The sequence below is a fragment of the Mycolicibacterium sp. lyk4-40-TYG-92 genome (genome assembly GCF_030209435.1).
Taxonomy (GTDB): domain Bacteria; phylum Actinomycetota; class Actinomycetes; order Mycobacteriales; family Mycobacteriaceae; genus Mycobacterium.
Genome location: NZ_JARVRX010000004.1, coordinates 130510 through 150873, shown reverse-complemented (window position 1 = coordinate 150873; position 20364 = coordinate 130510). Strand labels below are relative to the sequence as shown.

General features: G+C 64.9%; 21 protein-coding genes. 10 read left to right on the top strand and 11 right to left on the bottom strand.

Going from position 1 to position 20364, the window contains the following annotated elements; genetic code table 11:
• Positions 1-46: 46 nt before the first annotated feature.
• Positions 47-628, bottom strand: a complete 582-nt coding sequence (locus QRN63_RS10270; RefSeq protein WP_285030680.1) for a TetR/AcrR family transcriptional regulator — start codon at positions 626-628, stop codon at positions 47-49.
• A gap of 70 nt (positions 629-698) precedes the next feature.
• Between QRN63_RS10270 and QRN63_RS10265 the strand changes: the two genes are divergently transcribed.
• Complete coding sequence (locus QRN63_RS10265; protein WP_502888105.1) at positions 699-3944, top strand: arabinosyltransferase domain-containing protein; 3246 nt, start codon at positions 699-701, stop codon at positions 3942-3944.
• A 26-nt stretch (positions 3945-3970) separates the two neighbouring features.
• Here QRN63_RS10265 and QRN63_RS10260 read toward each other — a convergent pair whose 3' ends face one another.
• Both QRN63_RS10260 and QRN63_RS10255 read right to left on the bottom strand, forming a co-directional pair.
• Entirely contained in the window at positions 3971-4711 is a 741-nt protein-coding gene (locus QRN63_RS10260) for an alpha/beta fold hydrolase (protein ID WP_285030679.1), read from the bottom strand.
• Positions 4712-4868: 157 nt separating this feature from the next.
• Positions 4869-5573 (bottom strand): TetR/AcrR family transcriptional regulator, encoded by a 705-nt coding sequence (locus QRN63_RS10255; protein WP_285030678.1) that lies wholly within the window; start codon positions 5571-5573, stop codon positions 4869-4871.
• Positions 5574-5627: 54 nt separating this feature from the next.
• Here QRN63_RS10255 and QRN63_RS10250 point away from each other — a divergent pair, with 54 nt between their 5' ends.
• Both QRN63_RS10250 and QRN63_RS10245 read left to right on the top strand, forming a co-directional pair.
• A complete protein-coding gene (locus QRN63_RS10250) occupies positions 5628-6326 on the top strand; it encodes a DUF2306 domain-containing protein (protein WP_285030677.1) in 699 nt (232 codons plus the stop codon).
• A gap of 9 nt (positions 6327-6335) precedes the next feature.
• Positions 6336-8006 carry an ABC-F family ATP-binding cassette domain-containing protein gene (locus QRN63_RS10245; RefSeq protein ID WP_285030676.1) on the top strand — a complete coding sequence of 557 codons (1671 nt, stop codon included), beginning with the start codon at positions 6336-6338 and terminating at the stop codon, positions 8004-8006.
• 18 nt (positions 8007-8024) lie between these two features.
• Here QRN63_RS10245 and QRN63_RS10240 read toward each other — a convergent pair whose 3' ends face one another.
• Genes QRN63_RS10240 through QRN63_RS10230 form a run of 3 tightly spaced genes read right to left on the bottom strand, consistent with a single transcriptional unit; the run spans position 8025 to position 10676 of the window.
• Entirely contained in the window at positions 8025-9494 is a 1470-nt protein-coding gene (locus QRN63_RS10240) for a carboxylesterase/lipase family protein (protein ID WP_285030675.1), read from the bottom strand.
• A 6-nt stretch (positions 9495-9500) separates the two neighbouring features.
• The gene (locus QRN63_RS10235; RefSeq protein WP_285030674.1) at positions 9501-9926 is read right to left on the bottom strand and encodes a nuclear transport factor 2 family protein; all 426 of its coding nucleotides are present in this window, start codon (positions 9924-9926) and stop codon (positions 9501-9503) included.
• Between the two features lie 15 nt (positions 9927-9941).
• Positions 9942-10676, bottom strand: a complete 735-nt coding sequence (locus QRN63_RS10230; protein ID WP_267317503.1) for an SDR family NAD(P)-dependent oxidoreductase — start codon at positions 10674-10676, stop codon at positions 9942-9944.
• Between the two features lie 118 nt (positions 10677-10794).
• On the opposite strand from QRN63_RS10230, the gene QRN63_RS10225 reads away from it, so the two are divergent.
• Entirely contained in the window at positions 10795-11394 is a 600-nt protein-coding gene (locus QRN63_RS10225) for a TetR/AcrR family transcriptional regulator (protein WP_267317502.1), read from the top strand.
• A 51-nt stretch (positions 11395-11445) separates the two neighbouring features.
• Here the strand turns inward: QRN63_RS10225 and QRN63_RS10220 are convergent, their stop codons facing one another.
• Positions 11446-11931, bottom strand: coding sequence for a MarR family winged helix-turn-helix transcriptional regulator (locus QRN63_RS10220; protein WP_285030673.1), 486 nt, complete (start codon positions 11929-11931; stop codon positions 11446-11448).
• A 98-nt stretch (positions 11932-12029) separates the two neighbouring features.
• Here QRN63_RS10220 and QRN63_RS10215 point away from each other — a divergent pair, with 98 nt between their 5' ends.
• A complete protein-coding gene (locus QRN63_RS10215) occupies positions 12030-12662 on the top strand; it encodes an NADPH-dependent F420 reductase (RefSeq protein ID WP_285030672.1) in 633 nt (210 codons plus the stop codon).
• Between the two features lie 23 nt (positions 12663-12685).
• Positions 12686-13624, top strand: coding sequence for an SDR family oxidoreductase (locus QRN63_RS10210; RefSeq protein ID WP_285030671.1), 939 nt, complete (start codon positions 12686-12688; stop codon positions 13622-13624).
• A gap of 25 nt (positions 13625-13649) precedes the next feature.
• Here QRN63_RS10210 and QRN63_RS10205 read toward each other — a convergent pair whose 3' ends face one another.
• Entirely contained in the window at positions 13650-14459 is an 810-nt protein-coding gene (locus tag QRN63_RS10205; RefSeq protein ID WP_285030670.1) for an LLM class F420-dependent oxidoreductase, read from the bottom strand.
• Positions 14460-14707: 248 nt separating this feature from the next.
• Between QRN63_RS10205 and QRN63_RS10200 the strand changes: the two genes are divergently transcribed.
• Together QRN63_RS10200 and QRN63_RS10195 are read left to right on the top strand one after the other, a co-directional pair.
• Entirely contained in the window at positions 14708-15334 is a 627-nt protein-coding gene (locus QRN63_RS10200) for a type 1 glutamine amidotransferase domain-containing protein (protein WP_285030669.1), read from the top strand.
• Between the two features lie 103 nt (positions 15335-15437).
• Entirely contained in the window at positions 15438-16052 is a 615-nt protein-coding gene (locus tag QRN63_RS10195) for a dihydrofolate reductase family protein (RefSeq protein ID WP_285030668.1), read from the top strand.
• Between the two features lie 74 nt (positions 16053-16126).
• On the opposite strand, the gene QRN63_RS29720 is transcribed toward QRN63_RS10195, so the two are convergent.
• From QRN63_RS29720 to QRN63_RS10180, 3 genes are all read right to left on the bottom strand, one after another.
• The gene (locus QRN63_RS29720; RefSeq protein WP_502888104.1) at positions 16127-16408 is read right to left on the bottom strand and encodes a hypothetical protein; all 282 of its coding nucleotides are present in this window, start codon (positions 16406-16408) and stop codon (positions 16127-16129) included.
• Between the two features lie 740 nt (positions 16409-17148).
• Positions 17149-17742, bottom strand: a complete 594-nt coding sequence (locus QRN63_RS10185; protein ID WP_285030667.1) for a DapH/DapD/GlmU-related protein — start codon at positions 17740-17742, stop codon at positions 17149-17151.
• Between the two features lie 23 nt (positions 17743-17765).
• Entirely contained in the window at positions 17766-18317 is a 552-nt protein-coding gene (locus QRN63_RS10180) for a YaeQ family protein (RefSeq protein WP_267317493.1), read from the bottom strand.
• A 142-nt stretch (positions 18318-18459) separates the two neighbouring features.
• On the opposite strand from QRN63_RS10180, the gene QRN63_RS10175 reads away from it, so the two are divergent.
• Together QRN63_RS10175 and QRN63_RS10170 are read left to right on the top strand one after the other, a co-directional pair.
• Complete coding sequence (locus tag QRN63_RS10175) at positions 18460-19254, top strand: rhomboid-like protein (RefSeq protein ID WP_285030666.1); 795 nt, start codon at positions 18460-18462, stop codon at positions 19252-19254.
• 96 nt (positions 19255-19350) lie between these two features.
• Positions 19351-20082 carry a Type 1 glutamine amidotransferase-like domain-containing protein gene (locus tag QRN63_RS10170; protein ID WP_285030665.1) on the top strand — a complete coding sequence of 244 codons (732 nt, stop codon included), beginning with the start codon at positions 19351-19353 and terminating at the stop codon, positions 20080-20082.
• The last annotated feature ends 282 nt before the right edge of the window (positions 20083-20364 follow it).

Sequence of the window (20364 nt, the reverse complement as noted above, 5' to 3'; positions counted from 1 at the left end):
AGCGGTAATACGGCTTTGCGTGGCGGAACGCGGTGAACGTGTGTCCCTACTCGAATGGCGCGAGAAGGAATTCGTCGACGAACCGCGTGAAGGTGTCGTCGACGTAGGCAGGGTCATCGGTGGTGAAGAACTCGATGATGAGGCCTTGAAAGGTGGCCAGCGCGAGCCGTGATCGGGTCTCGGCCACACGGGGTGGCATGCCCAGCGCTTCCAATCGGGCCCGGGAGTTGCGGGTCAACAGTGACAGCGTTTCCCAGGTGTACTCGCGGTAGGGACTGTCCACCCCACACGCAGCGCCGAACACTTGTAGGACGACCCGGAGGTTGTCGCTACGCTCGCCTCGGGTACAGGCATGCCAGTCGTCGAAGCACCATCTCCTGTGTGCAGCAACAGAATCCGGCAAGTCAAGCTCGTCGGTTTCTGGGATCGCCGCGCGCTGCTGCCGATTCATGACCGCGAGGATCAGCTGTTCTTTACTGCCGAAGTAGTACACCAACATGCGGGCGCTGGTGCCCATCCGGGAAGCGAGCTCACGCAGGGAGGTATCGACCACACCAGTGCGCGCCAAGACGGCGCCCGCAGCGGTCAGTAGCTCTTCTCTCTTCGCGTGGTCGAACGGCCGTGGCACGCTTGACTGTAACAGGTGCTTCGGATACAGATGGTGTGATGCGTGAAAACACGTGGGCGGGGGGCGCCCGGTGAGCCTGGCGCGTGACGCGGATTCGGGCACCCACGAAGCGAACTCCGATGCGCCACCGACGAAGTCGCCCCGTCCGTTGCGGTTCACGCGGCTGGTCGCAATCATCGGGGGACTGGTGGGGTTCGTTGCCAGTGTGCTGATTCCTGTTTTGCCGGTCGTGCAGACCACCGCGACACTGACTTGGCCGCAAGAAGGCAACCTGGGCAATGTCACCGCGCCGTTGATCACACTGACACCCGTGTCGGTGTCGGTGTCGGTGCCGTGCAGCGTGATTCGCGGCATGCCCGCTGAGGGCGGACTCGTCGTCGGTACGGTGCCTGCGGCGGGCAAGCAGGCGATGCTCAACGGACTGCTGGTCACGGCGACCGCGCAGCGCGTCGACGTGATCGCCCGCAACATCGTCATCCTGAGCGTGCCGCGCGCCCGCACGAGCAGTCCGAATTGCCAACGGTTACAGGTGTCTTCGTCAGCCTCGGGCACATTTGCTTCCGTCAGCGGACTCACCGACGGCACCACGGGCACCGACGTTCGCGGCGGTTTCGATGATCCGAACCTGCGGCCCCAGATCGTCGGGGTGTTCACCGACCTGACCGGTCCCACACCGCCCGGACTGGCATTCTCGGCGACAATCGATACCCGCTACACCAGCTCTCCGGCACCGCTGAAGGCCCTCGCGATGGCGGCCGGAATACTGGGCACGGTCGTGGCGCTTGCGGCGTTGTGGCGGCTGGACCGTCTCGACGGGCGACGGCGACGCCGGCTCATCCCGACGCGCTGGCGCTACTTCACCGCAGTAGACGCGACAGTGATTGCCGTGTCGGTGTTTTGGTTCGTGGCCGGTGCGGGTTCCTCCGATGACGGCTACCAGTTCGAGATGGCCAACACCTCCAGTCATGCCGGCTACATGGCGAACTACTTCCGCTGGTTCGGCAGCCCGGAGGATCCGTTCGGCTGGTTCTACGACCTGATCGCGGTCATGACCCGCGTTGGCCACGCCAGCCTGTGGCTGCGTCTGCCGGACCTGTTGTGCGCCCTCGTGTGTTGGCTGTTGCTGTCCCGCGAGGTACTGCCGCGCCTTGGTCCGGTGGTAGCTCGCAGCCGGCCGGCGGTGTGGGCGGCCGCGCTGGTGTTCATCGCGGCGTGGATGCCGTTCAACAACGGATTGCGCCCGGAGGGCCAGATCGCCACAGGCGCGCTCATCACGTATGTGCTCGTCGAACGGGCCATCATCACCCGCCGCGCCGCCCCGGTGGGGCTGGCGATCGTGGTAGCCGCGTTCACGCTGGGTATCCAGCCCACGGGACTGATCGCCGTGGCGGTTCTGTTGGCCGGCGGACGTCCCATCGTGCGGATCATCGTCGAGCGCGGCCGGAAGGTGGGTATCTGGCCGGTGGTGCTGCCGCTGGCCGCAGCGGGAGTGGTGGTGCTGACCGTGGTATTCGCAGACCAGACGCTGGCCGCGGTACGCGAGGCCACCGCGGTCCGCACTGCGATCGGGCCCGCTCAACCCTGGTACACCGAAAACCTGCGCTACTTCTATTTGTTGTTGCCCACCACTGACGCCGCCCTGTCGCGCCGCTTCGGCATCTTGATCACCATGGCGTGTCTGTTTCCGTCGATGCTGATGCTGCTGCGCCGCAAGCGAATTCCAGGGATCGCGACCGGGCCGACATGGCGGCTGATGGGTGTCATTTTCGCAACCCTGTTCCTGCTGACGTTCGCCCCGACGAAGTGGATTCACCACTTCGGGCTGTTCGCGGCCGTCGGCGCGGCCATGGCAGCCGTCGCCACCGTTCTGTTCGGACCGACGGTGCTGCGCTCGGCGCGCAATCGGATGGCATTCCTGTCGGTCGTATTTTTCGTGCTGGCTTTGTGTTTCGCCTCCACGAACGGCTTCTGGTACGTCTCCAGCTACGGGGTTCCATTCAACGACAGCAGCCCGCACTGGGGGCCGGTCACCGCCAGCACTGTCCTGTTCGCGCTGTGCCTGCTGACCGCCGCCTACGCCGGATATCTGCACCTCGCGTCGCCTGGCGAACCCGAACCTCGGTGGACCCGGGTGCTGACCACCGCACCCGTACCGCTGGCGGCAGGCTTCATGGTGGTCGTGGTCGCCGGGTCGATGCTCGCCGGGGCGATCAAGGAGTACCCCAGTTATTCCAACGGATGGGCCAATCTGCGCGAGCTGGCCGGTGGGTGCGGCCTCGCCGACGATGTGCTCGTCGAGTCCGACGCCAACGCCGGATTCCTGACACCGATTCCCGGACGCTACGGTGCGTTGGGCCCGCTGGGCGGCACTGACCCCGTGGGGTTCAGCCCTGACGGAGTGCCCGAACACACACTGGCAGAAGCGGTTTGGCAGAGTACCGCCCGCGCGGGCACCGACTATGACTGGGATGCACCTACGGCTCTGGATCAACCCGGGGTCAACGGTTCGAGTGTCGTGTTGCCGTACGGGCTGGACCCCGCGCGCGTGCCTGTAGCCGGTAGCTTCACCGGCGGCCCTCAAGAGGTCTCCGCGTTGACCTCGGCGTGGTATCGCCTACCACCCGCCGACGCTGCCCATCCGCTGGTGGTGATCACGGCCGCAGGAACTATCACCGGCAACAGCGTTCTCTCAGGACACACTGCGGCGCAGACCGTCGCACTGGAGTACGCCCAAGGTGGTGCAGATGATGTCCCGGTGGCCGCGGGACGGCTCACCCCGTACGACATCGGCCCGCAACCTGCGTGGCGCAACCTGCGTTTCCCTCGCACCGCCCTTCCCACCGATGCCGGTTACGTCCGGGTCGTTGCCGAAGACCCGTCACTGAACGTCGGCGACTGGGTCGCGGTCACCCCGCCGCGACTTCCTGAGCTTCGATCGGTGCAGGAGTACCTCGGTTCGTCACAACCGGTTCTGCCGGATTGGGCTGTAGGACTGGCTTTTCCGTGCCAGCAACCCATGCTGCATGCGAATGGCGTCACCCAAGTGCCGAACTACCGCATCTCTCCGGACTATCCGGCCAAGGTGGAGATGCCCGACACCTGGCAGTCCGGTGAGAATGGCGGGCCGTTGGGCATCACCGACGTCCTGCTGAGAGCACATGTGATGCCCACCTACCTGTCCCGCGACTGGGGACGTGACTGGGGTTCGCTTCGTCGCTACGAGCCCGTCGTGGACGCCCGAGAGGCGCGCATCGAGCTCGGTACTGCCACCCGTTCCGGCCTGTGGAGCCCCGGCCCAATCCGCATTGCGCCGTAGTCGATTTGGTTCAGGTCTCTGCTCCTTCACTCAGCGTCGAGGAAGCGCAGTACCAAGCTCGACGTGCGTTGGGGAGCGTTGCCGATCAGGCTGTGGGTCGCGTCGGGAACGATCTCAGTCGTGACCACCGGGGCGTAACGGGCCGCTGCCCGGCCGCACCGCCGCGGGTTATTGACCTCACTGGCGCCGGCCAGCACGTGCAGGGTGGGGATGCGAAGTCGTCCGAGATCGGCGGGTTTAGGCAGATGTGGCGTCGGCGGCGGGTGCGCCGGGAAGTGCGCGGTCCCGCGCGCAATGAGGTCGAGATACGCGGCATCGGCTGGTCCGTGTGCGGCCACACCGCGGGCTAGCTGCGAGCGTGCCTGCTCGTAGCTAGGGCATCGTCGCCGCGTCAGCGAGTAGAGGATGAACTTGAGCCGCATCTCGGCGAAACATCGAGGTGGGTCAAGTAATACCAGCCGGCCCAGTTGTTCCGGATGGGCCAGGGCCAAGCGCAGAGCGAGATATCCGCCCAGGGAATGGCCGCACACATCCACGCTGGAGGCCCCCAGGGCGTCGAGCACTTCGCCGGCCCATATGACCAGGGCGTCGAAGCTGTCGAGTGGTCTGCCGGTATGTACGCTGCGGCCCGCATCGCCGATGGTGTCGATGGCGTGGACGCGATGGTGCTGTGACAGCGTCCCGACGATCGGATACCAACTCGCAGCAGTCGCGCCGAGTCCGTGGAACAACACCAACGGTGGCGCCGCGGCTGGGCCAGTGCTCACGATGTGCGTCGGGCCGAAGGACGTTGCCACGTCGGCCTGTTCAGGGGCTGTCGGCCAAAATGTCAGTAACCGGTCGTACGCGTGGAAATACTGTGTCCGTACGGTGCGATCGGCGAACTGGGCTGCCCTTGGTTGATCTGCGGTCATCGATCGGGGCCTAGGGAGTAATCCGAGCGGCGATGCCGTCGAGCAGCTGAGCCAAGCCTGCCTCGAGGTCGGCCAGCGGGCTCTCCGAATATTCGTCGAACACTCCGCCCTGCAGCGCTGTAGCGAGGGCCGGGAACTGGGCTGAGGTGACGACTTGCCGAAGCAGGGCTGGATAGTGCGTGCCGTCGTTTTGCTGTGCGTCGATGGCCAGCGCAGCAGCGCCCCGCACGAAGTGCAGGACTGCTATCAACGCGGAGAATTTCTCTCGTTCTGAAAGTCCGGTGTCCGCTAGGGCGGCCAGGCCTGCATCCAGCCATGCGAGCTGGCCGGGATCGGCGGGAGGCCCACTCGTGCCCGTGTGCAGGATCCATGGATGGCGGTGGTAGACGTTCCACAGTTCGATTGCCCAATTATGCAGAGCCACATGCCAATTCGCATCGACGGGTGTCGACGGTGGTGGACCGGGAGCGGTCGAGAGCATGAACGTCACCAGGTCGTCCTTGCTGGTCACATACCGGTACAGCGACATTGTTCCGCAGCCGAGGCGCTCAGCGATTCGCGCCATCGACAGCGCTCCGAGGCCGTCGGCGTCGGCCACCTCGATTGCCGCAGAGATGATCGCCTCGCGAGTGAGTCCTCGCGATCGTCGATCGACGGTGTCCGGCTCCCAGAGCAGGCGCAGAGCCGGCGGCAGCTGTGGTTCGGGCGTGGTCATCAAGGTCAGATTAGACCAGCGACAACCCACTGCGTATGTCATACGCTATTGCGTATGGCATACGCATGGGCTCGCAGGTTCGGGCCGGCCGTCGCAGTCACCCTCGTCGTGGTCGTGTTTCTGGCCCACTCGCTACCGCCATACCTATCCGGTGGCACCCGGGTACCTGCCACATTCGGGCTGCACTACCCGTTGCTGGTCGCGCACGTCCTGCTTGGCAGCGTGGTGATGGTGTGCGCGCTGGTGCAGCTGTGGCCGGGGTCGCGACGGCACCTGGTACTGCATCGGCGGGTCGGGACGGTGTACACCGCATCGGCAATCCCAGCAGCGTTGTGCGCCATCGTGATTGGGGCGGCGACGCCGTTCGGTCCTGTGTTGGCGGCCAGCAATGTCACCCTCGGCGTGCTCTGGCTGTGGACCACTGTGGCCGGGTTTGCGGCGGCACGTCAACGCCGGGTCGGTGCACACCGACGCTGGATGCTCTACAGCGTGACACTGGCGTTGTCGGTAATCACCAACAGAATCTGGGCTCCGGCGCTGGACTCACTATTGGAACCGTGGCGCGACCACGTACCCGACGGCGGGCCGCAGCATTACGTCTGGGTGATCGCCGGCCTTGCCGGTTGGCTGGGGTGGGTATTCCCGCTGCTCCTGGCGCGACGGTGGCTGCATCGAGGCCCGCCAAGGAAATGGCCCGCTCGGCGTCGCGATGATCAAACATCTCCTCAGAAAATCGCTTTCAGCGATTTGTAGGTTGATTGTGTGGCTCATCTCGATCTGTCAAAAATCAGCTACGGCCTACCGGACGGCCGCCCGCTCCTCAACAATGTCTCGCTACGCGTCGGCGACGGTGAACGAGTCGCACTGATCGGCGCCAATGGCGCGGGCAAATCGACGTTGTTGAAGATCGTGCTCGGCGAGATCGAACCCGACGAGGGCGCCATCGCTCAGTCGGGAGGCATCGGGGTGATGCGCCAGTTCATCGAGGGCAATTCCGTCCGCGATCTACTGCTCGGAGTCGCACCGCCTCGCGTGGTCGAAGCAGCCGCGAGACTAGACCGTGCGGAGCACATCATGCGCACGACGAATACCGAAGCCGCGCAGGTGAAATACGCGAACGCGCTGGCCGGATGGGGCGAGGCCGGCGGTTACGAGATCGAAGTGTTCTGGGACGTCTGCACCAATGCGGCGCTCGGTATCGCTTTCGATCGCGCCGCAGCACGCCCGGTCGGGACCCTGTCGGGAGGGGAGCAGAAGCGTCTCGTACTCGAAGCTTTGCTGCGAGGCACCGACGGGCTCCTCATCCTCGACGAACCAGACAACTTCCTCGATGTACCCGGCAAACGCTGGCTCGAGGACCGCCTGCGGCAGTCCGGCAAGAGCGTGCTTTTCGTGAGTCACGATCGTGAGCTCCTCGCGCGCTCAGCGACGGCCGTGGTGACCCTGGAACTCGGCGCCGCAGGGAGCACCGCATGGACGCATCCTGGGAGCTTCGACACCTATCATGTTGCGCGCGAGGCCCGTTTCGAACGGCTCGACGAGATGCGCCGCCGTTGGGACGAGGAGCATGCAAAGCTCAAGGCGCTGGTCCTGATGTACAAGCAGAAAGCGGCCAACAACGATGGCATGGCGTCGCGGTACCAGGCGGCGCAGACCCGCCTCGAACGCTTCGAGACAGCGGGTCCGCCGCACGAACTCCCGCGCGCGCAGCGATTCCAGATGCGACTTTCCGGCGGACGCACCGGCAAGCGGGCGGTGGTCTGCGAGCAGTTGGAGCTGATCGATCTCATGTTCCCGTTCGACGCCGAGGCGTGGTACGGGGACCGCATAGCCGTACTCGGCGCCAACGGGTCCGGCAAGTCGCACTTCCTGCGGCTACTCGCAGCCGGAGGGACCGACCCCGAACCGGAACACGAGCCCGCCGGCGATCTGCCGATCGAGCCCGTCGCGTACGAGGGCCGTGTCCGTCTCGGCGCACGTGTCCGTCCGGGATGGTTCGCGCAGACCCAACGCCGCCCCGATCTTGCGGGCCGGTCCTTGCTCGAGATCCTTCATCACGGAGACGGTCGCCGCGACGGACGGGACCGTGAGGCGGCCACACGCGCGCTCGCGCGCTACGAACTCGCTCATGCCGCGGAGCAGGTCTTCGACTCTTTGTCCGGCGGACAGCAGGCGCGGTTCCAGATTCTGCTGCTCGAACTGGGCGGCGCCACACTGCTTCTGCTCGACGAGCCCACCGACCATCTGGACCTGGAATCGGCCGAGGCTCTGCAGCAGTCGATCGCCCTGTTCGAAGGCACCGTCATCGCCGTGACGCACGACCGATGGTTCGCGCGCGACTTCGACCGATTCTGGATCTTCCAAGAGGACGGCGAAATCGTCGAATCGCCGGTGCCGGTGTGGGACGAGGGGCGCGTCGTCCGGCAGAGGTGAGCAGAGTGCCGTCATCGGTCAGGTGACGACGCCGAGCGCGGCGAATCTGTGGCTTGCCCAGAGTCGGCGGGATGCTTCTTCTGGGTAGGGCTGGTCACTGGTGGGGGTGTCGTAGATCCGAGTGGTGCGTGCAGTGGACTCGTAGGTGACCCGACCGGGGTCGCCGTCGGTCGCGAAGGCAACCCAGTCGCGGCGCATGGCTCGCGAGACCTGGTCATATTCGTTGGCAGCATTGGGGTTTGCGGTTGGACGGCTGATGATGTCGCTGTGGCTGAGCGTGCCGAACACGAGCAGCACGTCGAGGCTGTGGGACGAGCCCTCGGCCGTGTTGAAGCTCCAAGCCAGCTCATACAATCGCGCGGTGCCGCCGCCGGCGTGTTGGGCATCGGCGAGGTGTTGGCTGGGCATCCGGAACAGCCAGTCGGCGTTCACGGTTTCGTAGAGCTGTGACACGGTGGCTCGCGGGAAAGCGGTCCGATAGCCGTCTGGCCGGCATGCTGCCGGTGCGAGCCGATTGACCGTTCTGGCGAAGTCCGCGTCGGTGACCGGTGTCCCGCGCCGGGGATTGAACAGGGAGTACTCGTCGCGAGTATGTCCGACCAGCAGATCAATGGCACGGGCTGCTCCCGATGCCAGAGCGCGCCAGGGCGCATCGGGCAGAGTCACGTTGTCAACGACGGGGGAGAACGGCGTCGGGGTGAGCGCCATGGGCCCCCACGCGTCGGCGAAGGCGGGCATCCTCGCCAGTAACGCATGGCTGGCCGTTACCAGAGCGTGTGGTGAAAAATGTTGCAGTTCAACAGCTGTGGTGTGTGCGTCGAGTTGCGCGGCAATTTGGGCGGAAATCCCGGCAGCGAGCTCCTCGCTGAAGAATGTACCCGGCAAGCTTTGGACGATCGCGCGACGGAACAGACCCGCACTGGGCGGCATGGCGAGCAGGGCAGCAATACTGCCGGCGCCGGCGGATTGACCGAAGACGGTGACGTTGGTGGGGTCACCGCCGAAGGCCGCGATGTTGTCGTGGACCCATTGGAGTGCCGCGATCTGGTCGAGCAGACCGCGGTTGTTCGGTGCGCCGGCGATATGCGCAAAGCCTTCGAAGCCGACGCGGTAATTCACGCTCACCACCACCACGCCGGCCGCAGCAAGGGTCGCGCCGTTGTAGTGCGGGTTGGCGCTGCCGTCCTCCAGGTAGCGTCCGCCGTGAATCCACACCATGACCGGTAGGCCTGCGGAGCCGAGGTCTGGTGACCACACGTTCAACGTCAGCCAGTTCGTGTCGACATCGGAGACAGCCGCACCAATTTGGGGTGCCGACGGGCCGAACAGCAGTGCGTCCCGAACACCGTCCCAGCGATCGGGCGGAGCAGGTCGTGCGAAGCGATAGGGCCCGACGGGCGGTTGGGCGTAAGGGATCCCACGGAACACCGTGACGTCGTTATCCCATTGGCCGCGAACGGTTCCAGTCTCCGTAGGTACGTCGGGCACGAAGCGTTACTCCGTATCGGTGAGAAGTTTCCAGGACGGCGTGCCGAGTAGACCCGTGAGGTGCCGCTGCATCTCGACGCCGGCCGGCAGCGGGCGCCACCATATGGTCACCTCGGAGATCTTGCCTTCCGCGTCCAGCAGGAAGTAGTCCATTCCGTCGACCAGGGTGTCGTCGATCTGCAGCCGGAAGGACGCGGCGTGATGCGTCTCTCCGCTGAGGACCTCCACGTAGGTGAGGTCGGCCGCGGCCGCGCCGACGGTCCGGATGGCTTCCAGGACTGCCCCGCGGCCGATGAGTGGCTCTTGGGCGAGTGGGCTGTACAACACCACGTCCTCGGCGAGGACGCTGCAAAGAGCGTCTTCATCGGCGCCGCGATGCATGCAGTCGACGAAGGACTCCACGGTCTTTCGGTGCGGGGCGAACGCGTCCATCGCAGCTTGCTCCACTCAGATCGCCGCCACGCCGCCGTCGACAACCAACTCCACGCCGTTGATGTAGCTCGAGTCGTCCGAGGCCAGGAACAACGCGACCGACGCGATCTCGTCGGGGCGGCCCATCTTTCCGCGCGGGATGAGGGATTCGAACTGTGCCTTCATCGCCTCGTCGAACAGCTCCTCCTGTTTCGGCGTGGCGACCTGGCCAGGTGTCAGTACGTTCACCCGGATCTTCCTGTCTTTCAACTCCGACACCCACACCCGAGCGTAGGCGGGAAGCACGGCCTTGCTCGCTGCATACACGCTCCACTCAGGGTATCCCTTGAGCGAAGCGTTCGATCCGGTCATGAAGATCGAGCCTCCATCGTTGAACAGCGGTAGCGCCTTCTGAACGGTGAATAGCGTGCCGCGCGCATTCAGCGAGAATGTGGCGTCGAAGTGCTCCTCGGTGATCTCGCCGAGCCTGCTCTGCTGGCCCGTTCCGGCGCTTGCCCATAACACGTCAATCACGCCTTTTTCCTGTTTGACCGTCTCGAACAATCGGTCCAGATCATCGAGGTTGGCCGCATCGCCCTGCACCCCCGTCACGTTCCGGCCGATCACCTTGACGGCTTCTTCGAGCTCGTCCTTCCGTCGGCCTGAAATGAAGACGTGAGCTCCTTCCTCAACGAACAATTTGGCACCCGCGAGAGCCATGCCACTTGTCGCTCCGGTGATCACCGCGACCTTGCCTTCGAGCTTTCCCATGAGCCGTCCAATCATCGAATCAGTATGTAACCCAATCGGTGTACTTAACGTATCGAATAGCGGCACAGCCCGCAAGCTATGCACACCGATCGGTACCCAACTGGGCTAGGCTGAGTACGTGACGGAGGTGGAGAAGGGGCCGCGAGGCCTGCGCCGCGGCAGAGGGGCGCGAGAGCGCATCCTCAGCGCTTCGCGACGACTCTTCCGCGACCAAGGCATCAACAGCACTGGCCTGGAGCAGCTCTGCGCGGAGGCTCAGGTGTCCAAGCGCACGTTCTACCAGCACTTCACCGGCAAGGATGAGCTGATCGCAGAACACCTACGCCGCTTTGATCCCGACGTCTTGCCAGAGGTGTTCGACCGCACCGACCTCACACCCCGCGAACGGCTCCTCGCCGCTTTCGACCTTCACGGACCGCTCTGTCCGTTCATCGCGGCGGCCGTCGAAATCCACGACCCAGCCCACCCGGCACGCGTACACGCCCGCGACTACAAGAAGGCTTTCGCTGCGCGGCTCGCCGAAACCGCCCGCGAGGCCGGCGCCACCAACCCTGAACAGCTCGGCGAACAACTGGCCCTACTCCTCGACGGCGCTTCGGCACGCAACCGGGTCCTCAACGCCGAAACCTTTGCCACGGCCGCTGCCATCGCGACCGTTCTCATCGACCAGGCCATTCCCGCGGCGACCCCAGCGACCGTCGCGGGCGGGACCCCTTAAACCGATCCGGAGCCGCGTCCTAACGCTGAAACGCTTACGGCCACAGGGGGGTTATGACCGCTCGTCGTCGGTGGGGGAGTCGACGGTCGTAGCGGCCAGGTGATGCAGGATTCGCTCGTTGAGGGTTGCGAGCGTGTCGAGCTCAGTCGGGGTGAACAAGTCGATGAAGTTGCGGCGGACGTCGTCCACATGCCTGGGCGCCACCTTCTCGATAGCAGCGCGACCGGCCGGCAGTAAGCAGACCATGGTGCTGCGGGCGTCATCAGGGTTGGGTTCGCGGTCGATCAGCCCGTCCTTCTGCATCCGCCGCAACTGGTGAGAGAGACGGCTCTTCTCCCAGTTCAGCGCGTTACAGAGGGCGTGAGCGGGCATGCGGCCCCCGTCGACCGCCGAGAGTGCCGCCAGAACCTCGTAGTCAGACCCGGACAGGCCCGATGCCTGCAGGCGCCGATTCAGGTGGAATTCGATCTGCTGATGCGCGTGTATGAAGGCACGCCAGGCGCGGTCTTCACGAGCGTTCAGCCAGTTCGGTTTCATCGCTGACCATGCTAACCCACTTGGTTGACGCGTCACCAATAAAATGTTTATGGTTGAGGAGTCAACCTTTTTCTACGTCAGTCGCAAAGGGATATTTCATGAGCAGCATCAGCATCATCGGTCTGGGGAACATGGCCAGAGCCATGGCAGCCCGGGCGCTCGCCGGCGGCAACACAGTCGAGATCATCGGCCGCGACAAGGCTAAGGCCGGCGAGTTGGCCGCCGAGCTGGACGGGGCCACCGCCGGGACGGCCGGTGCCGAACCGGCGGGGGACATCGTCGTCCTCGCCGTGCCCTACGCCAGTGCGGCAACCGTCGTCAACGAGTACGGAGATGCCCTGCGCGGCAAGGTCATCGTTGACATCACCAACCCCGTCACTCCCGATCTCACCGGCTTCGTCACCCCCGAGGGCAGTTCGGGCGCACAGGAGATCGCCAAGGCCGCCGCTCCGGGCGCGCGCGTCGTCAAGGCGTTCAACACCCTGTTCGCCAACGTTCTGACCGCCGGCTCAACGGAGGGCCGCCCGGTGGACGTGTTCATCGCAGGCGACGACGCGCAGGCAAAAGACGACGTGTCGACGTTCGTCGAAAGCATGGGGCTGCGCCCGATGGACGCCGGACCGCTCCTCATGGCGCGGGCGCTGGAGAACGCGGGTCTGCTGGAAATAGCCCTCATCACCCACTCTGTCGAGCACACCAACTTCTTCCTCGGCGTCAACGTTCTCAACTAACCACTACTCAAAAGGATTGCAACATGCGCGTTTTCATCACCGGCGGCACTGGCCACGCCGGTTCGCACATCATCCCTGAACTCATCGCCGCCGGACACGAGGTCACCGGCCTGGCCCGGTCGGACACGGCTGCGGCGGCCCTGTCGGCGCTCGGCGCGAAGGTGCATCGCGGCAGCCTCGAGGATCTCGACGGGCTCAAGGAGGCAGCCGCCGACTCAGACGGCGTCGTCCACGTCGCGCACCGGCAAGACCTGCTTCCGACCGGCGGGATGGACGCCGTGGCCGCCGCGGAGCTGCCGATCATGCTGGCGTATGGCGAGGTACTCGAGGGCACCGGAAAACCGCTCGTCGCGGCGGGCAGTATCGGCGGCCCCGGACAGGGCATGGGCCGGCCCGCCACCGAGGACGACCCGGCCCTTCCCAGCGGCGACGATGACAAAGGCACTCTGCGTGTTCGTAACGCAGTGGAACGCACCGTCGTCGGCCTCGCCGACAGGGGAGTGCGATCGTCGATCGTCCGGCTTCCGCTCATCGCGCACAGCGCGACCGATGGTGCAGGTTTCCTGCCCGTTCTGATCGCGCTCGCGAAGGATAAGGGCTTCGTCGGCTATCCGGCAGACGGCGCGAACCTATGGTGCGCCGTCCACATCCGCGACGCCGCTTCCGTGTTCCGCCTGGCGCTGGAGAAGGGTCCGGCGGGCAGATATTGGCACGCGATTGCCGAAGAGGGCATCCCGTTCCGCGATATCGCCGAGGCCATCGGTAACCGACTGGGCCTGCCAGCCGTGAGTGTTCCCGTGGACGAGCTGATGGTACCGGGGTACTTCGGGTTCCTCGCGAGCCTCGTCACGAAAAACTACCCGGCATCCAACCTCATCACCCGTCAGACGCTGGGCTGGAAACCCGCTGGGCCGAACCTGCTCGACGATCTGGACAACGGCCACTACTTCTCGACGACCTGATGTGGCGACGTGGGTTTGATCGTGTTCACCCGTTGTCGCGCCAGGACAGGATTTCTTTCAGGGAACCGAGGTCGTAAGCGTTGTCGGCCGTCAGTTCGGTCTGGAACAGCGTGACGCCGGCCTCCCGGAAGGCATCGGCAGCGTCGGCGTTGGTCCACAGCGTCGAGCGTTCGATGTCAGAACCGTTGCGGCCGTACGTCGCTGCGAGTTCGTCGACGCGGTCGCTGGACTTGCGGAACGCATCGAGGTCCTGGAATGCGTGCCAGATGTCGGCGTGCTTCGCGACAGCGGGCAACGAGCGCTTGGGCCCTGTGCCGCCGATGAGGATCGGAATCTTGCGGACGGGCGGCGGGATCAGGGCGGCGAGTCGGTTCTCGATGCGAATCAGACTCTCATCGAACAGATCGAAGCGGGAACCGAAGGTGCCGAATTCGTAACCATAAGTGGTGTAATCCTTTTCGTACCACCCGGCGCCCAGGCCGAGGATGAGACGACCACCGCTGATGTGGTCAACGGTACGCGCCATGTCGGCCAACAGGTCCGCGTTGCGGTAGCCGACGCCGGTGACGAGGAGCCCGATCTCGGCATGCGAGGTGATCTCGCCCCATGATGCGAGGGCGGTCCATCCCTCGAAGTTGGCGACGTCGGGTTGCTCGTCGAACAGGACGGGTTTGCCGTCGACGATGCCCTTCATCGCCGGGCGGTGGAAGTGGTCGTAGCCGAAGATCACGTCGACGCCGAGGTCGTCGGCGGCCACGACGGCGTCGCGCCACGTGGCGTAGTCGGGCGTGCCGCCGGGCTGGATCTGTACAGCGACGCGGACGGGACGAGTCATGGATGCTCCTTGGTCGGGGAAGGGGCGACTCTTGAGCCAAGGTCATGGCTTGCCGGTTTATTCCGGATCGGCCGGTCCAACTGATTTCGACCGTGTAAAGATGCGTAGAAGTGGTTGTGGCAACGAGTGTTTCGGCAGGACACAACAGGTGACGGCCACGTGGATGGCGGACGGTTTCGGCCAGGGCATACCCGGGTACCCAGCCGAGCGATGCCGCCAGACGCGGCGGCGCAGGCAAGGAGTTGACGATGCGCGCTGAGGAAGGCGATGAATCGATCGCCGAACTGGCCGACTACGCCGAGCAAGCCGAACAGAATCTGGACGAGAGTATTGCGCCGCTCGAGGGCAAGAAGGTGGCCATCCTCGCCACCAGCGGCGTCGAACGCCGGGAGCTGCAAGAGCCTCGAGACGCTGTGCAAGCCGCGGGTGCCAGCACCGAACTGGTCTCGCTGCAAGAGGGTTCCATCGACATGCGTGACAACGACCTGAACCCCGGCGGTACTGAGGCCGTGGAACGTTTGGTCGCCGACATAACACCTGACGACTTCGATGCGCTGCTCATCCCGGGCGGCACAGTGAATGCCGACAAACTGCGTGCCGACGATGAGGCGGTGAAGTTCGTCCGCGACTTCGTCCAATCCGGCAAGCCCGTGGGCGTTATCTGCCACGGCCCGTGGACGTTGATCGATGCCGGCGTCGCCAAAGTCCGAACGTTGACATCGTTCCCCAGCCTTCGAATCGATTTACAGAACGCGGGAGCGACCGTGGTGGACCGCGAGGTCGTCATCGACGGGAACCTGATCTCCAGCCGTGGCCCTGATGACCTGCCGGCGTTCTCGTCGGCGGTGGTGGATGCGCTCGCGCGCGGCGCTTGAGTAGCGGCATCGCGATTGGCTCCCGTTCTTCGATGAGTTTCCGGCGGCGCAGGGGTCTCTATTGAACAGAGGCAACCGATGAACCGACGGAACGGAACTTGACGTGGCGCGAACCAACCTCTCGATGTCCATCTCGGCCGACGGGTACGTCGCCGGGCCCGATCAGACCGAACAGAATCCGATCGGGGTGGGTGGGCTCGCCCTCCATGATTGGCACATCGGCCCCAGCAGGGATCACCCGGTCAACCGTCAGGTGATGTCCGAGATGCTGGATGGCATGGGCGCAACCATCATGGGCCGCAACATGTTCGGGCCGGTGCGCGGCGAATGGCGCGGTTCGGACTGGCGCGGCTGGTGGGGCGACACCCCGCCGTATCACTGCCCGGTGTTCGTGCTCACGCACTACGCCCACGACCCGATCGAGATGAAGGGCGGTACGACGTTCCACTTCGTCACTGACGGCATCGAATCCGCTTACGCACAAGCGCAGGCGGCCGCCGGCGGGAAGGACATTTCGATCGCCGGCGGTGCATCGTGTGCACGTCAAGCGATCAAGGCGGGCCTGGTCGACGAGATCGACCTGCAGGTGTCGGCGGTCATCCTGGGCTCGGGTGAGCGCCTGTTCGACGGATTCCAGCCCGACACAACGAAATTGGAGCTCGAGCGCGTGCTGCAAGCCCCCGGCGTTGCCCACCTCCGCTACCGCGTCACCGAGTGATCCAACAGCGGGCGCTGCGGACGCGGAGTTTTGCCCGGCCCAGGCCAGGGTAGCCCCATCGGTGTTTACGCGTGTTATGCGATCACCGAGGTCGGCTCACTGCGCGGCGCACAACCGAAGGAGAAGTGATGATACGAGCAGGGCTGTTGGTTCGGGTACACGCACGACCGGGCAAAGAGGCAGAAGTTGCTCAGTTTTTGGCTGACGCACAGGCGATAGTCGAGCAGGAGCCCGAGACCCGAGCCTGGTTCGCTGTGCAGTTCGATGCGTCGACGTTCGGCATCTTTGACGTTTTTCCCGACGACGCCGGCCGGCAGGCACACCTGGCGGGCGGCGTGGGCACGGAACTCACGCACCGCGCTGAGGAACTGTTCACCGTGTCACCTGCAATTGAGAATGTCGAAGTACTCGCATGCAAACTTCCGTCATGACGCCGGCCGAGCACTATTTGGGGCGCTGAGGATTAGAAGTCTCGATATCGGGGAACACCGAAACGACTCTCGAGAGGGAGGCAAACACCACCATGACGTTGACAGCTGACACGAGCATCCCTGCGGGATCCCGAGCTCGGCGTAGGCACCCGGCGTGGGTCGGCCTCATCGCCGGCGTCGCGGTACTTCCTCTGGCCACGGGATGCGGCTCCGACGACGGCAGCAAACCGACAACGTCCACCACATCGACTACGACGGTGACGACGCCGACTACGACAGCTGTAACGACGTCTCCCGGCACTACGCCGGGCGGTGCCACGGGCGGCGGCGGTTCAGAAGGCGGCGGCGGTTCGATCCCCGGAGGCCCAACAGGCAGTGGGGGACCCGGTGGCGGCGGAGGCAGCATCCCAGGGGGACCCACGGGTGGCGGTGGACCCGGAGGTGGCGGTGGATCCATCCCCGGCGGCCCGACCGGCAGTGGGGGACCCGGCGGCGGCGGAGGCAGCATTCCCGGCGGTCCGTCGGGCGGCGGTGGTCCCGGCGGCGGCGGAGGTTGCGTGCCCGGTGTGGGTTGCGTTTCGGTTCCTTGATGCAACCAGAAGCGACATAACGACGCAGTCACGGTACTCGAGCGACGCTCACGTGCGCCCGAGTACCGTGACTGTTTACTGGAAAGAGCTGTCGCCGAGCCTTTTTAGCGCGTCAGCATCGCCAAGCTCGCGTCGCCGCACGTGACCAGCGCTGCTGACGAGTGAGTTCGGCGGAACATCGGTTGCCACAACCGCGCCCGCGGCAACGACCGATCCCGAACCGATCGTGACACCGGGAGCGATAGTCGAGTTGGCCCCGATCCACACGTTCGTCCCAACATCGATCGCGGCCACTGTGATGCCGTCGAACCGGGCCGCCGGTTCGACGGGATGGCCGGCAGTGCAGAGCGTGACGCCTGGCCCGATCATTGTGCGGTCGCCGATCGTGATGCCCCCGAGGTCATAGAACGAGCAATTCTGGTTGACGAACACGCGGTCGCCCAGACGCAGGTTGAGGCCGTAGTCGCAATAAAACGGCGGATAGATCGTGGTGGTCTCCGGCAGCGATTGCCCCAGGATTTCCTTCAGCAACGAGTTGCGACCGTCCACATCCGAGTGCCGAAGAACGTTCAGCTGCGACGTCAGGTCCATGACGAGCTGGACCCGTTCGACCACGTGGCGCGATTCGTCGGTACCTCTGGGGATCAGCCGGGTCGGGTTCTTCTTCATATCCCGATCCTGGCACGGGGCGTTCAGCCCAATGGCTCGGGCGTGAACGTGACGTCGACGCTGCCTACGGTCATCGTCACCTGACCCTCAATCACCATCACCTGCGCCGAGATTCGTCGATCGACGGTCTGGGCCAGTTGCTGCACCGCGGCGTGCGGGATCTGCACCACCGACAGGTTCGGCAGCCCCGCCACTTTGGGGCCGACGGTGCGCCACCAGGTGGCCACGCCGGCAGCGAACGGGAACAGCAGCACCTGGTCGGCCTGGCTGGCCGCCTTGCCCAAGACGCGTTCGTCGGGCTGGCCGACGTTGATCCACTCCAGAGTCCGGCCGGTGTAGTCCGCGAGCCGTAAGTCCGGTACGCCAGGGGTGGACAGGCCCGGCCCGAACGCCAGCTCACCGTCGATGTCGCTGAGTCGGTGTGCGCGAAGCCCAAAAGCCAACAACCGCACCACCATCCGCTCGTCGGTCTCACTGGGATGACGGGCCACTGTCAGCGCGTGGTCGGCGTAGTAGCCGTGATCGATATCAGAGACGCCGAGTTCGACTTTGAATACTGTTGCAGAAAGGGCCACGTCATAGTGTCCACCCAGGCGATACCGCCCGAACAGTCGGGCCGCGCTGAGCGCCCAGGTCGCCGCGCCGGACATACGATCTTTCGCCGAATTACCATGGTTGACTCACTGCCGTAATGCCGTGTTGGCACGGTGGACATCTATGTCGCGCGTGTTGTCGAGCCTCGCCGTGGTGCGTTTCACTGCCATCTACGCTTTGGTGCTGCTGGTCGTCGCCGTCACCTTGGTTGCGGTGGGCCCGCAAGTACAGGGCCGGGTGATCGACCACTTGAGCACCAACCTGCACAACCTGGCACGCGGTCAGTTTGGCACCCTGATCGGCAGCGCCTTCGTCACCGCCGACAACGACATCTATGTCTGGCTGCCGGGGCTGGTATGCCTGCTGGCTCTGGGCGAATTGCTCTGGCGCGGAAAGGGTATGGTCGTCGCGTTCACGCTCGGCCACATCGGGGCAACCCTGATCGTCGCCGCCGCGCTCGCCATCGCGATTCTGGCGGGTTGGCTGCCGGCCTCGATCGCCGACGCCAGCGATGTCGGCATCAGCTACGGCGCCGCTGCCGTACTGGGCGCTCTAACCGCCGCAATTCCCGCCTGGTGGCGGCTACCTTGGGTCAGTTTCTGGCTTGCCAACGCCTTCGTCGTTGCGACCGCATCGGAGAGTTTCGACTTCACCGCCGCCGGGCACGTCACCGCCTTGACACTGGGCGTGCTGCTCTCCACCCAACTACGCGCACCCACGCAGTGGACACTGCCGCGGCTGTTGCTATTGGCGGGCGGGGTGGCATTTGGCTACAGCGTCTTGATCGGGTTCGGGGCGACGTGGGCTCCGGCTATCGGATTCGCCGCAGCGCTGATTGCGATCTTCACGCGCTTGGCGCTCTGCCAATGGAGAAATCGTACTCCGTTGCACCGCAATATGGTTCTGCTGCTTCCGTAGGTGTGCGGAGACCCTACAGAGGGTGCCTCCGCACGGAATGGTCAGCCGACCAAACTGGATTGCCCGCCAGCGGACGGTGCGCCTACCGTCGAGACCATGTCTGCAGACGCACCGACGATCCTGGCGACCAGTGGGGGAATAGGCGCGGGTCAGCGCACGCGGTTCGAGTTCACCGCCTTGACCGACTACGCAGTTGAGCTTTCCGGTGTTACCGGGCGGCCGCCGCGCGTCTGCCTGTTAGCCACGGCGATGGGTGATGACAAAGCGGTGCTGCACTACCTCACAGAGGCCGCCCAGGTCCGTGGCTACATTCCGTCACACCTGGCGTTGTTCCCGATGCCCACAATCGAAGATGTCACCGCGCATCTGCTGGAGCAGGATGTGGTGTGGGTGTTCGGCGGCAGCGTCGCGGGCCTGCTGGCGATGTGGCGGCTGCACGGCGTTGACGAAGCGCTACGCACGGCGTGGCGGTCCGGGGTGGTATTGACCAGCATCTCCGCCGGCTCGATCTGCTGGCACGCCGGGGGCACCACCGATTCGTTCGGCCCGCAACTACAGCCTGTCACGAACGCGCTGGGATTCCTGCCTTATGCCAACGGTGTGCACTATGACTCCGAAGACCAACGACGGCCGCTGTTGCATGAATTGGTTGGGGCCGGAGTTCTCCCACCCGCGTTTGCCACCGATGACGGTGCGGGCCTTGTTTACCGCGGCACTCGACTCGTGGAAGCGGTCGCGGAAAACTGCACAGCCGGAGCGTATTTCGTCGAACAGCGAGGCAGCGCGGCGATCGAGACCGCTCTCGATGTCCGACGGTTGCAGAGTTAAACACCCGTCCGTCGCGACCACCAGTTGCTGAAAAGCTGGTGTTTGATTCGGGTCCGTGGGAGGCCAGACTGTCCTGACCGGGGAGGATTCAGTCGATGAACACGGTGGCTTGTACTGGTAACCCGCCGTATTCCTCTTGTGGATGGGTTTACATCCGGTTCAGGAGTGGCCGTGTTGCTGAATCAAGCGAGAGGTGCCCGACTCCGTTGGCGATTGGGCGGCGATGTCGCGAAGCCGTGCGGATGTCGCCGATTTGTGTCTCCTGTGGAGCGCGGAGTGGGA